Origin of the sequence: Pedobacter rhodius, assembly GCF_027213645.1 — a bacterium.
Lineage (GTDB): Bacteria > Bacteroidota > Bacteroidia > Sphingobacteriales > Sphingobacteriaceae > Pedobacter > Pedobacter rhodius.
The window spans coordinates 473,630-486,739 of the sequence record NZ_JAPWGL010000003.1 but is presented as its reverse complement, the minus strand read 5'-3'; the positions used below and the strand labels follow the sequence as shown (position 1 = coordinate 486,739).

General features: G+C 37.3%; 14 protein-coding genes. 9 read left to right on the top strand and 5 right to left on the bottom strand.

Translation table 11 applies throughout. The features are described from left to right. Positions 1-11: 11 nt before the first annotated feature. Positions 12-1,589 (top strand): SusD/RagB family nutrient-binding outer membrane lipoprotein, encoded by a 1,578-nt coding sequence (locus tag O0931_RS12205; RefSeq protein WP_269415859.1) that lies wholly within the window; start codon positions 12-14, stop codon positions 1,587-1,589. 101 nt (positions 1,590-1,690) lie between these two features. Here O0931_RS12205 and O0931_RS12200 read toward each other — a convergent pair whose 3' ends face one another. The 3 genes from O0931_RS12200 to rsfS form a co-directional block, all read right to left on the bottom strand. Continuing rightward, a complete protein-coding gene (locus O0931_RS12200; protein WP_269415858.1) occupies positions 1,691-2,335 on the bottom strand; it encodes a LutC/YkgG family protein in 645 nt (214 codons plus the stop codon). A gap of 91 nt (positions 2,336-2,426) precedes the next feature. After that, positions 2,427-4,454 carry an ATP-dependent zinc metalloprotease FtsH gene (gene ftsH, locus O0931_RS12195; RefSeq protein ID WP_269415857.1) on the bottom strand — a complete coding sequence of 676 codons (2,028 nt, stop codon included), beginning with the start codon at positions 4,452-4,454 and terminating at the stop codon, positions 2,427-2,429. 28 nt (positions 4,455-4,482) lie between these two features. Further along, the gene (gene rsfS, locus O0931_RS12190) at positions 4,483-4,857 is read right to left on the bottom strand and encodes a ribosome silencing factor (protein WP_056869173.1); all 375 of its coding nucleotides are present in this window, start codon (positions 4,855-4,857) and stop codon (positions 4,483-4,485) included. A gap of 46 nt (positions 4,858-4,903) precedes the next feature. Between rsfS and O0931_RS12185 the strand changes: the two genes are divergently transcribed. The 4 genes from O0931_RS12185 (at position 4,904) to pfkA (ending at position 8,927) form a co-directional block, all read left to right on the top strand. Next, entirely contained in the window at positions 4,904-5,686 is a 783-nt protein-coding gene (locus O0931_RS12185; RefSeq protein WP_269415856.1) for a biotin--[acetyl-CoA-carboxylase] ligase, read from the top strand. After that, positions 5,686-6,135, top strand: a complete 450-nt coding sequence (locus O0931_RS12180; RefSeq protein ID WP_269415855.1) for a protein-disulfide reductase DsbD domain-containing protein — start codon at positions 5,686-5,688, stop codon at positions 6,133-6,135. The genes O0931_RS12185 and O0931_RS12180 overlap by 1 nt, the downstream gene beginning before the upstream one ends. Before the next feature lie 124 nt (positions 6,136-6,259). Continuing rightward, entirely contained in the window at positions 6,260-7,951 is a 1,692-nt protein-coding gene (locus tag O0931_RS12175; RefSeq protein ID WP_269415854.1) for a protein-disulfide reductase DsbD family protein, read from the top strand. Further along, on the top strand, positions 7,944-8,927 hold the full coding sequence (gene pfkA / locus O0931_RS12170; protein ID WP_269415853.1) for a 6-phosphofructokinase: 984 nt from the start codon (positions 7,944-7,946) through the stop codon (positions 8,925-8,927). Before O0931_RS12175 ends, pfkA begins: the two co-directional genes overlap by 8 nt. A 45-nt stretch (positions 8,928-8,972) precedes the next feature. On the opposite strand, the gene O0931_RS12165 is transcribed toward pfkA, so the two are convergent. Together O0931_RS12165 and O0931_RS12160 are read right to left on the bottom strand one after the other, a co-directional pair. Continuing rightward, positions 8,973-9,299, bottom strand: coding sequence for a heavy metal-binding domain-containing protein (locus O0931_RS12165; protein WP_056086323.1), 327 nt, complete (start codon positions 9,297-9,299; stop codon positions 8,973-8,975). A gap of 645 nt (positions 9,300-9,944) precedes the next feature. Beyond that, positions 9,945-10,466 (bottom strand): 5' nucleotidase, NT5C type, encoded by a 522-nt coding sequence (locus O0931_RS12160; RefSeq protein ID WP_269415852.1) that lies wholly within the window; start codon positions 10,464-10,466, stop codon positions 9,945-9,947. Between the two features lie 140 nt (positions 10,467-10,606). Between O0931_RS12160 and O0931_RS12155 the strand changes: the two genes are divergently transcribed. The 4 genes from O0931_RS12155 to rplS all read left to right on the top strand — a co-directional run bounded on the left by O0931_RS12155 (position 10,607) and on the right by rplS (position 13,035). Continuing rightward, on the top strand, positions 10,607-11,176 hold the full coding sequence (locus O0931_RS12155) for a 30S ribosomal protein S16 (protein ID WP_269415851.1): 570 nt from the start codon (positions 10,607-10,609) through the stop codon (positions 11,174-11,176). A 155-nt stretch (positions 11,177-11,331) separates the two neighbouring features. Then, entirely contained in the window at positions 11,332-11,859 is a 528-nt protein-coding gene (rimM, locus tag O0931_RS12150) for a ribosome maturation factor RimM (protein ID WP_269415850.1), read from the top strand. Between the two features lie 16 nt (positions 11,860-11,875). Continuing rightward, on the top strand, positions 11,876-12,550 hold the full coding sequence (gene trmD / locus O0931_RS12145; protein ID WP_269415849.1) for a tRNA (guanosine(37)-N1)-methyltransferase TrmD: 675 nt from the start codon (positions 11,876-11,878) through the stop codon (positions 12,548-12,550). A gap of 137 nt (positions 12,551-12,687) precedes the next feature. Then, complete coding sequence (gene rplS, locus O0931_RS12140) at positions 12,688-13,035, top strand: 50S ribosomal protein L19 (protein ID WP_346432490.1); 348 nt, start codon at positions 12,688-12,690, stop codon at positions 13,033-13,035. Positions 13,036-13,110 lie beyond the last annotated feature (75 nt).

Below are 13,110 nucleotides of genomic sequence, written 5' to 3'. Positions count from 1 at the left end.
ATCTTAAAATAATGAAAAAATTATGTTTAATGGTGCTTGCTTTGATTGTACTCAACTCTTGCACCAAGAATTTTGAGGGGATAAATACAAATCCTAATCAGATAACAGATAAAATGTTAGAGCAGGATTTTAATTTGGTCGGATCTTCTTTCTCTGGTATGTTATTTAACCTTATGGGCCATCAAATTGAAGAAGATTTGTGTTATGATAACTGGATGGGCTACATGGGTACACCAACGCCCTTTGTTTCAAGTGTAAATAATACAACATATTACCTCAGGTGGATCGATGCATACTGGAATCGTATATACGGCAGTGTAATGTCTCCATCAAAACAAATCATACAACTTGCCCAGGAAAAAAATCTACCATTATTTGGCGATTGGGCAAAGCTGGTTAGAATTTTAGCGATATCTAAATTAACGGCAATATATGGCCCTGTAATTTATTCGAATTATGGTACAGCAGGCTTAGGTTCTATTAAATATGATAAGGAATCAGATTTATATAATAGCTTTTTTACTCAGTTAGATCAGATAGAAACAAATTTTAAAGCTAACCCAACTTATACAGGCTTTACTAAGTTCGATCCGAGTTATAAAGGTAACATGGCTGCATGGTTAAAATTAATCAACTCGTTACGTTTACGCCTGGCTATGCGTTTGGTTAAAATTAATCCCGCCTTAGCTAAAACACAAGGCGAAAAAGCCTTGGCTGATCCGGTTGGATTAATTACGACTAATGCAGACAATTTTCTTATTTCTTTAAATGGAGAGGTAATGCCTGTAGCAATGATTTCTTTCAGTTGGAACGATACCCGTATGGGCGCAGCAATGGAATCTTTTATGGTAGGTTTAAAAGACGGGCGGATAAGCAAATATTTTTCTGAGGTAAGTGATGCTTCCCTGGTTACCGATCATCCGGCATATAAATACAAAGGCATTCGAAATGGTGCATATCTGAACGCCAAAGACGACAGGGTTCCGTATTCAACTGTAAGCACAGATTTCAATTCCGTACAAAGCAGAAGAGGATTTACTGCAGCAGAAATAGCCTTTCTTAAAGCCGAAGCGGCATTAAGGGGCTGGGCTAACGCAGGTGACGCTAAGACAAATTATGAGAATGGCGTACGCCTTTCATTTGCCGATTGGGGCGCAGGAGGCGTTGATGCCTACCTGGCTGATGCAACAAGCAAACCCATTAACTATATTGACCCCAAAGAGAGCAGAAATAATTTTACAGCACTTTCTGCTATTACAGTAGCCTGGAATGCGGGCGATTCAAATGAATTGAAACTGGAAAAAATTATTACACAGAAATATTTATCCAGTTTTACAAACACGCTGGAAGCATGGGTCGATTTTAGAAGAACAGGTTATCCAAAAATTCCACATGTAGCTAAAAACGACAGCAGTCCTGACTGGGGTGTTATAGCTGCAGACCAATGGATAAAAAGATTGGTATTTGTACCTGCAGAAAGAACCGGAAATGCTGCGGCTGTTACTGAAGCTTCAACTTTTTTAAGTTCAGGTAAAGATGATATTGCATCTCGCTTATGGTGGGATACTACTACAGCAAGTAATTTTTAAAGTTTTATATTATGAATCAATTAAATGGCTGCCTTTCGGGGTGGCCATTTTTATTGAAACCGTTAACAACAGGTTGAAATTCATAAAATGGCTTCAGCCTGCTAGTTGAAATCATCAACAAGAAATACAAAAAGTTCTTTAGGGCCATGTGCACCAAGTACCAATGTTTTTTCAATATCGGCAGTACGGCTTGGGCCGGTTATGTTACTAATCATGGATGGAATCTGATTTCCATACTTATTCTTGAGCAGTTGGAAAGCGTCTTTTAAATCTAAAACCAATTGGCTTGGGCGCGCAATAACAATATGATGATGAGGAAAAATACTTAATCTTCTGCCTGCTGCGCTTTCATTTGTAACCATAACACTTCCGTTTCTGGCAATTAAAGCTTCGCACATGGTAACGCCTACTTCAGCTTGTTCAAAATCTTTATCCGTTTGGTAAAAGGGGAATTCGTATTTAGCTAAAAAATCCTGTAATTCCGGCTCCCAGCAATAAATTTTCCGCCATTTAAATTTATCAGCAAGCTGCAGCATATTCTCAATAAAATCAATGCCATCTTCACAAAAGATAAAATTACCTGATACAGCCATTAACTGTTCAGCAAATAATACTTCAAGTTCATCGACATTTTTTTTATACAAGGGTGTTTCTTCTAAGTTAGGATAAGGATTTTCACGCTTTTCTAAAAGCGCTTTTCTTATCTTCTTTAGCATCTGTTCTTTTGCAGTCGTATTATCCCTCATTGTATAAAAAACTAAAACCCCGGATTTTTACATCCGAGGTTTCAAACTTATGCATAAATGTTTTGTTTTAAAAGCCTTTTTATTGCTTTAATTAGGCTTCTACAGGAGGAACATTATTTGTTCCGCCTTTTGCCAATTCTTCGGTTATTTCAGTTCCGAAAGGACGTTTTCCAAAGATGTTTTCTAAATCATCTTTAAACAGCACTTCTTTCTCAATTAAAATATCAGCAAGCTGAATTAACTTATCTTTATTATCCTGAAGTAAATTTATAGCCCTTTGATATTGACTTTCTATTAAAGCCGATATTTCTTTATCAATAATTAAAGCGGTTTCTTCAGAGTAAGGCTTGTTAAAATTGTATTCATTCTGACCTGAAGAATCATAATAAGTGATGTTACCTAATTTTTCATTCAAGCCGTAAATGGTAATCATCGCCCTGGCTTGTTTATTAACTTTTTCAAGATCACTTAAGGCACCTGTTGAAATCGTATCAAAAATAACTTTTTCAGCAGCACGCCCGCCCATTGTTGCGCACATTTCATCAAGCATTTGGTGAGGGCGAACAATTAAACGTTCTTCCGGCAAATACCAGGCAGCACCTAGACTTTGTCCGCGGGGAACAATAGTTACCTTGATTAAAGGAGCCGCATGTTCAAGCATCCAGCTAACCGTTGCATGGCCGGCCTCGTGAATTGCAATTGCTCTTTTTTCTGAAGGGGTAACAATTTTATTTTTCTTTTCTAAACCACCAACAATTCTGTCAACAGCATCCAGGAAATCCTGTTTATCAACGGCTGTTTTATTTTTTCTGGCTGCAATTAATGCGGCTTCATTACACACATTGGCGATATCGGCACCCGAAAATCCTGGCGTTTGTTTTGCTAAAAATTCAGTATCTAAACCTTCGGCCATTTTAATTGGCTTTAAGTGAACTTCAAAAATTTCTTTACGCTCCCGAACATCCGGTAAATCAACATAAATTTGTCTGTCGAAACGGCCGGCTCTTAATAAAGCTTTATCTAAAACATCCGCCCTGTTTGTAGCAGCTAAAATGATTACATGCGTATTTGTTCCAAAGCCATCCATTTCGACCAATAACTGGTTTAATGTGTTTTCACGCTCGTCGTTTCCGCCCATCACACCGTTTTTACCACGGGCACGACCAATGGCATCTATCTCATCGATAAAAATGATACAAGGTGATTTATCTTTTGCCTGTTTAAACAAATCACGAACACGGGAAGCCCCTACACCTACAAACATCTCCACAAAGTCAGAACCCGACAAAGAGAAGAAAGGAACCTGGGCCTCGCCGGCAACGGCCTTAGCCAATAAAGTTTTACCGGTACCTGGTGAGCCAACCAATAAAGCACCCTTCGGAATTTTACCGCCGAGTACGGTATATTTTTGAGGATTTTTTAGGAACTCAACAATTTCCTGTATTTCTTCTTTAGCACCTTCTAAACCAGCAACATCTTTAAAAGTGGTTTTAACATCATTTTTCTCATCAAATAAGGTCGCTTTCGATTTGCCGATGTTAAAAATCTGGCCACCACCACCAGCTCCTCCACCCATACGGCGCATCATAAATATCCAGAAAGCAATTAAAAGTAATACCGGTACGATAATCGTAAGAAACCAGCTTGCCAATGGATTATTTTTAGTTGTTGGCTGTGCTAAAATTCGCTGGCTGCTCGGAATGTCTTTTTGTGAATCGGCAAGCAATTTATCTAAAGCATCAGGAGAGCCTGCGATAAAATAAACTGTTGGACCGGTATTGTTATTGAAGCTGCTTGTGCTTTTGTATGATTTATATTGAGGCTTGTTTAAACTGTCTTTTTTAATATAAACTTCTGCTTTAACAATGTCGTCAGATTTGTAGGAAATGATTTTATCTACATCACCTTTAAGCAGCATCTGGGTTTCGAAAGTTCTGTAAGATACTTCCTTGCCCCCTTCAGTAGTAAATAAAAACTGGGCTGCAATTATAGCGATTATAATCGCTGCATAAACCCAAAAAATATTGAACTTAGAACCGCCTTTTTGAGGTTTTTTAGGAATATTGGGTAATTTTTTCCCTGGTTTATTGTTTTCGTTTGTATTTTGATTATTGTTCATTTGTTTTTTTCAAAAGGTGTGGTTATGGCTATGCGCTTTGGTAATTTGTGCTTTCAGCATCACCCCATAATTCTTCTATGCCATAAAAATGGCGCTTTTCAGTTTTAAAAATGTGCACAACCACATCGAAATAGTCTAAAATAACCCAGTCGGCAGATTCAAAACCTTCTTTATGTCTTGGATCTGTTTGGGTGGCTTTATATATTTCTTTCTCTACACTATCAGCAATAGCTTTTACCTGCGTAGCAGAATTTGCACTCGCAATAATAAAATAATCTGCTACTGAAGTATGAATATTTTTGAGGTCCAACCGCACAATATCTTCTCCTTTTTTCTCTTGTATGCCGTGTACGGCCAATTCAGAAAGGTATGTAGAAAGGGCTACTATTTTCTTTTTTACCATTAAAATGCTTTAATTTTGGAATTATAATTAAATATAAATTTAACACTTGCAAAATAACACTTTTTCGACACTATTTATTGGTCAAAATCTAATCAAACTAAAAGAAGTTGATTCTACAAATAATTATTTAAAAAAAATGGTGTCAAATTCCGATCCACTACCTGAGGGAACTGTAATTATGGCAGATAATCAATTTGCGGGCAGAGGGCAGCAGGACAGGGTTTGGCAAACAGAAGCAGGAAAGAATATCAGTGCAAGTATTTTTTTAAAACCATCTTTTTTACCGTTAAAAAAGCAATTTTACCTGAATATCGCTGTTAGTTTAGCCATCGCGAAGGCGTTGTCTGCTTTTCTTCCGGATGCGGTTAAAGTTAAATGGCCGAATGATATTTATTACAATAAAAGGAAACTTGGTGGCATACTTATAGAAAACACACTGACAGGTGTGATTATAAAATCAGCAGTTGTCGGTATTGGTATAAATATCAATCAGGCGAATTTTAGCGCTGATTTGAGCCAGAAAGCAACTTCTGTATTTCAAATTTTACAAAAAGAAACAGTTCTGGAACGGATTATAGAAAAAATATTCGTTTATATGGAAAAATACTATCTAAATTTGAAATCGGGCGACTATGGTTTTCTGCAAAAAGAATATCTGGAAAACCTCTTAAATTTTAATGTTAAAGCAAATTACAGTCAAAACGGTCATGTTTTTGAAGGTTGCATAAAAGGCGTGGAAGATGATGGGCCGCTTATCATGGAAATTGACGGGAAAACAAAAGTTTTCAATTTTAAAGAAATAGAATACACACACAAATTAAACACATAATGAAAAAAGTCACATTATTATTATCATTGGTATTTTTTACCATTGCGGGCGCATTTGCTCAAATTGAAAAACCGGTAACATGGGCTTATGTAGCTAAAAAAACCAGTAAAACAGAAGCAACTTTATATATTAAAGCTTCTATCGATGACAGATGGCACATTTATTCTCAAAATGTAAAAAGCGGCGGACCTGTAAAAACAACTTTTACTTTTTCTCCATCCAAAGATTTTAGTTTAATTGGCAAGACGATGGAACCTAAAGCGATCGTTAAATATGAAGATACATTTAAAATGAACGTAAGTTATTTTGAAAATCAGGTCGTTTTTCAGCAGAAAATTAAGCTGAATAAAGGCGTAACCACTGTAAAAGGCAAAGTAGAATTTATGGTTTGTAACGATAAACAATGCCTTCCGCCGGAGGAAGTTGAATTCAGTATCCCGGTAAAATAAAATATAACAGCAAACAGAAAGAGTTCCGAATTTTCGGAACTCTTTCTGTTTAAAGTAAAATCTGTATTGAGCTTGCGTTAAGATTAACGGTTTTATGTATTTTCGCCTGCTCAAACACACAAACATGAAAAAGGTTTTATTATTGCTCACGCTTGCCGCAATGTTCATTGCATTACCGGCTTCAAAAAGCTTTGCCGGCATTACGCAGGATACAACGGCATCAGTACCTGATGATATCCAATTTACAGAGGTAGGCTCTGCACAAGATAGCGCAGCGAACGGAATTGTTAAGGATTCGGTATCGGAAGATACGGTTAAGAAAGTTGTAGAAACTAAATCATTAAAAACAGCTAATGCCGAAAAATTAACACTTTGGCAAACTTTTATAAAAGGATTGTTATTTGGGTTTGCAGCTATTTTAATGCCATGTATATTTCCAATGTTGCCTTTAACAGTTAGTTTCTTCACTAAAAAAGCTGGTAGTAAAAGTAAAGCTGTTGGGCAAGCAATAATTTACGGATTATCAATTATAATCATTTATGTTGCCTTAGGAATGCTTGTAACCATAGCATTTGGTTCTGATGCTTTAAATGCACTTTCAACTAATGGCATTTTTAATGCATTTTTCTTTTTAATGTTAGTAGTCTTCGGCGCATCATTTTTGGGCGCTTTCGAAATTACATTGCCAAGTGCATTTGTGAATAAAATTGACGCGAAATCAGACAAGGGTGGCTTGATGGGAATATTTTTCATGGCCTTTAGCTTAGCACTAGTTTCTTTTTCTTGTACAGGACCCCTTATCGGAACTTTATTAGTCGATGCCGCATCAAAAGGCGATAGATTAGGTCCGGCGGTTGGGATGTTCGGCTTTTCATTTGCATTGGCTATACCTTTCGCTTTATTTGCGTTATTCCCATCCCTTTTAAAATCTCTTCCAAAATCTGGTGGTTGGTTAAATAGTGTAAAGGTTGTTTTAGGCTTCATAGAACTTGCCTTTGCTTTTAAATTTTTATCCAATGTAGACTTAGCATACCATTGGAACTTATTAGACAGAGAAATCTTTTTGGCTATTTGGATTGCAATATTTGCATTAATGGGAATTTATTTATTAGGGAAAATTAAATTTTCGCATGATAGTGACTTACCTTATTTATCTGTACCACGAATTTTTTTAGCAATTTTAGTGTTTGCATGGGTAATTTATTTGATTCCGGGGATGTGGGGCGCCCCGTTAAAATCAATAAGTGCTTTTTTACCTCCAACAGCTACTCAAGACTTCGATTTAAATAACCTGAACACTTCAACTACTTCGGTAGATAAATCAGTAATTACAGAAAAAAAGTATGCAGAGTTATTTCATCGTTTAACACCTAAAGGTTTTGATCCTTATTATGATTTTGAGCAAGCTAAACAAGCATCAAAAGAATTAGGGAAACCTGTATTAATTGACTTTACGGGGTGGAATTGTGTAAATTGCCGAAAAATGGAGAACAATGTATGGTCTAATCCAGAAGTTGCAAAAAGGTTAAAGAACGATTTTGTAATGGCAGAACTTGTTGTTGATGATAAAACAGAATTACCTGTAGATGAGCATTATGTTTCTGCCTTTAGTAAGAAAAAAATAAATACCATTGGTAAAAAATGGAGTGATTTTCAGGCCGCAACTTTTAATAGCAATTCTCAACCACAATATGTAATTGTAGATAGTGATGGAAATGTTTTAGTACCCCCTCAAGGTGCCGACTATGAGCCAGCGAACTATATTAAATTTTTAGATAGCGGAAAAGCTGCCTTTAAAAAACAAACAAATGAATAAGATAAAGAACATTGGTGTTTTAACCTCCGGGGGGGATTCCCCGGGCATGAACGCCGCAATAAGAGCTGTTGTCAGGGCTTCTATTTATTATGATATTGAAGTAACTGGTTTCCTGCGTGGATATGAAGGGCTTATCCATGATGATTGTATTCCGATGGATCGCAAATCAGTGGCAAACATTATTCAGCGCGGCGGCACGATTTTAAAAACGGCAAGAAGTGAGGCTTTCAGAACTGTTGAAGGCAGAAAAACTGCCCATGAAAACTTAAAAAGCAGAAATATAGATGCTTTAATTGTTATCGGTGGAGACGGCACATTTACCGGAGCAAATGTATTTGCAAGCGAGTTTGATTTTCCAATTATTGGTTTACCGGGAACCATTGATAATGATCTGGCCGGTACCGATTTCACGATTGGTTACGATTCGGCAATTAATACGGTAATTGATGCAGTAGATAGGATTAGAGATACTGCAGAATCTCACGACAGGCTTTTCATTGTGGAAGTTATGGGTCGCGATTCCGGTTTAATAGCCTTAAGAAGTGGTATAGGTGTTGGTGCAGAGGCCATTCTCATTCCGGAGGCAAATATGGGTGTTGAAGATGTTCTTCATAAACTGGAACATAGCCGTAAGGATAAATCATCTAAAATAATTATTGTGGCCGAGGGCGATGATGCCGGCGGGGCATTTAAAGTTGGCGAGATTCTTCAATCCAAATATCCGCATTACGATACTAAAGTGTCCGTTTTAGGGCATATACAAAGGGGCGGCAAACCGACCTGTATGGATAGGGTTTTGGCAAGTAGATTAGGCGTTTCTGCTGTAGAGGGTTTGATTAACGGAGAACGCAATGTGATGGCCGGTCAGGTTAACCGGGAAATGGTTTTTACTCCATTTGACCACGCAATTAAACATATCGATGCAGAAAAAGTAAGTTCGAGGTGGTTAAAGCTGATTGATATACTTTCTTTCTAAAAAATATCGGATGAGCAGCTAAATTGCTCATCCGATATAAAAGCCCTATAAATTTTCAAGAATTACAGCCGTTCCGCTGGCGGTTACCATAAGCATGCTGCCCCCGGTACCAACAGTTTCGTAATCTAAATCAACCCCCACAATCGCATTGGCGCCCAACGCTGCGGCATATTGTTGCATTTCGTTTACAGCAGTATCTTTAGCTTCCCTTAGAACCTGCTCGTAAGCGCTCGATCGGCCGCCAACAATATCTCTTATTCCCGCAAATAAATCCTTAAAAATATTTGCACCAATTATGGTTTCTCCGGTAACAAGACCAATGTATTTTACAATTTTTGTGCCCTCAACCGAAGGCGTTGTGGTTACTAACATAGTTTCAGATTTTTTTGTAATTAGAACGGTTTTTTAATCAAATGTTACACTTTATTTTGAAAAGCAAGGTTCTGTATTTCATCGGTTTCGCTGCTCCTGCTACCCGTTTCAAGCTTCGCAATAGAAAATTGCTTTGCTTTACACTGCTATCAGGTTTATTTTACGCAGGTTTTTGCTGCTATTTTCGCTTCATTCTTAGCGGCGCAAAAAATAAATTTATGTGTTCGGAAGCAACCAGCTATTAATATTCCTGTGTTTAAATGTGACGAACCGTATTGTGCTGCCTTTAGCTGCGGGAAATAAAGATGGAAATCTGGTTGGAGCGTTTAATTTCTAAGAAATATCGTCGTTTCGACCGTAGCGGAGAAATCTTTGAAATTTACTAAATGAAAAGATAGCTCCCTGTCTACCGCAGGCACAATGTCATTAAGTTAAGAACAAATGCTGTCAGTCTGAGCCTGTCGAAGACCTTTTTATAATCGATAACAAAAAATATTTGTCCTTCACTTCGACTTCGCTCAGCGCAAGCTAGCTATCAATGACGACTTGATACAAACAGTATATTTTAAAAGAGATTTCGTCGGGAATTTAGCGGAAAGTCTGGCTATAGAAACCTGGCTATAGAAACAATCAGGCCTTAAAATATTAAAGCAATAAATTTGCAACTTCTTCCCAGGTGTTTACGCGTTCGTATTCGGTAATCAATAAATTATGAGGAGATGTATATAAAAGCGGCCTGCCCTTAAAATTCACGAAATTTTTAATTCTATCGTCGATTAAAACATCCGCTTCTACAATTTTATTGCCGCAGAACATAATGTGTTGCCAATCGATAAACGGGAAATGTTCGGCCAACCAATCGTATTTATCAACTAATGAATTTCGAAATTCCATTGCGGCGGAAACGATGTAAACATCATATTTTTCCTGCAGGGCTTTTATTACCCGCTGACTGTCAGGGATTACTTCCAGGTCGCGAAAAAAGCCAACTTCATTTATATATTCTAACCATTTTCGATCAACATCCTGGGGGATTTGCATAAAAATTTCATTTCCGGCTTCAATTTTTAAATCGAGTGGCGTACCAAAATCACGGTTATAAAGCTTAATAAATTTCGGTATTACATCGGCAATAACCTCATCCATATCAATGGCTATTCTTTTCATATTGTATCTGCAAATATTTTGAGCCAAATCTCCTGAAAATAAACTAATTAAACTATGTTTTTAATTTGCAGAATTTTTTTATCTTTGCAGCCCGCAACACGAAGTTCCGGGAAATATGTTGAATACATAAACAAAAAGAAATGGCAACTAAAATCAGATTGCAAAGATTCGGTAAAAAAGGAAAACCTTTTTTCCATGTAGTAGTAGCAGATTCACGTGCTCCACGTGATGGTAAATTCATTGAGCGTTTAGGTTCTTACAACCCAAACACCAATCCTGCGACTATCGAAATTAACTTCGAAAAAACTTTAGCTTGGGTTAACAAAGGTGCTGAGCCTACGGATACAGCTCGTGCTATTCTATCTTACAAAGGTGTTTTATACAAAAAACACTTAGAAGGTGGTGTTAAAAAAGGTGCTTTAACTCAAGAGCAGGCTGATGAGAAATTCACCGCTTGGTTAGATGCTAAAGCAGGCAAAATTTCTGGTAAAACAGAAGGTTTAGCGACTTCTAAAGCAGATGCCCGTAAAGCAGCTTTAGCGGCAGAAGCTAAGAAAAAAGAAGACAGAGCAGCAGCTATCGCAGCTAAAAATGCACCAGTTGCAGAAGAAGTTGTTGAAGAAGAAGCTACTGAAGAAGCACCAGCTGTTGAAGCTGAAGCGGCTACAGAAGCTCCTGCAGCAGAAACGAAAGAAGAAGGAGCAGAATAATTTTAATTATTTTGTTTTAAGAAATAGCGTTCCGAATTTCGGAACGCTATTTTTATATAAAAGGAAATTTTTTTATTAAAACGCCGTTATTGCGAGTCACGAAGCAATTTATTCGTAAAGCAATGACGACAATATAATGAGTAGGGTTTTTGGTTATGAAACACGAAGAGGCATTTTACATCGGTTACGTTACAAAAAGCAGGGGCTTAAAAGGCGAAGTCCAGGTGTTTTTCGAATTTGATGAATATGAACAACTGACCTTTGATGTCGTTTTTGCAGATATGAACGGTAAGCTGGTTCCTTATTTTGTGGCGTCAGCAAAATTGCAAGCCAATAAAACCGGCTACTTTAATTTTGATGATGTTGATCATATCGATAAGACACAACCGTTGTTGAAAAAGAAACTCTATTTGCCTATTGACCAAAAGCCTGAACGTGATGAAGACGAGTTTTTCTATACCGATCTTAAAGGCTTTATGGCAGTAGATGAAACCCTTGGCGAACTCGGTGAAATTTTAGAGGTTAATGAATACCCGCAACAATTCGTAGCCACTGTTTTGTACAAGGAAACAGAGATCCTATTCCCTTTGAATGAAGATTTTATCATCGAAATTGATGATGAAGAGAAAGTTTTAACCCTTGATTTGCCGGAGGGTTTACTGGATGTTTATCTTGAAAATTAAAACCTAACTTTGCCCCATGCGTTTCGATATCATAACCGTTTTACCAGCTTTACTTGAAAGCCCCTTTGCACACTCTATCTTGCAACGTGCACAGAAAAAAGGTATTGCCGAAATTGTGGTTCATAACCTGAGGGATTATGCTACAAACAAACAAAAAAGCGTTGATGATTACCAATATGGCGGCGGCAGCGGAATGGTAATGAGTATTGAGCCTTTTGCGTCTTGTATAGAAAAACTTCAGTCGGAGCGTGAATATGATGAAATAATTTTTATGAGTCCGGATGGGGTAACTTTAAATCAAAGTACCGCGAATGAGCTTTCCATTAAAAAAAACATCATCATTTTATGTGGACATTATAAAGGCATAGATCAGCGCATCAGAGACATTTTTGTAACCAGGGAAATTTCTGTTGGCGACTATGTTTTAAGCGGCGGAGAACTGCCCGCTGCAATTGTGGTTGATGCTGTGGTTCGTTTAATCCCCGGAGTTTTAAATGATGAGACATCTGCCCTGTCAGACAGTTTCCAAGGCGAACTTTTAGATGCACCCGTTTATACCCGTCCGGCAGATTGGCGCGGACATAAAGTGCCCGATGTTTTATTAAGCGGACACGAAGCAAAAGTAAATGAATGGCGTCATGAACAGGCTTTAGAGCGTACTCAAAAACGTCGTCCTGACCTTTTGGAATAGAAGCGTTTAGCCTAATCGAATGTGGAATTCTAAAAGATTGTGGAAAAAATAAAATTAGACTTTTTTTTATCAAAAAAATTCTCTAATATTGCAATCCCAAATTTAACACAAAGAATTTGGTTTAATAGCTTAAAATCATGGATTTAGTAAAATTTGTTGAAGAGCAGGCCATCGCGAAAAAAGATTTTCCTGCGTTCAAGTCTGGCGATACAGTGAGCGTACACTATAAAATTCGCGAAGGTAATAAAGAACGTGTTCAAATTTACCAAGGTGTTGTTATACAACGTAATAGTGCTGGTGCAAACGAAACTTTCACTGTTCGTAAAATGAGCAATGGTGTTGGTGTAGAGCGTATCTTCCCTATAAGTTCTCCAAACATTGAGAAAGTGGAAGTAAATAGCTATGGTAAAGTTCGTAGAGCGAAATTGTTCTATTTACGTGCTTTAACCGGTAAAGCTGCCCGTATTAAATCTTTAAGAAAATAATATTCTTTATTGTAAGATATAGACCTTCACGATTCAAAATCGTGGAGGTTTTTTTGTTATAGTATATTTATCCAA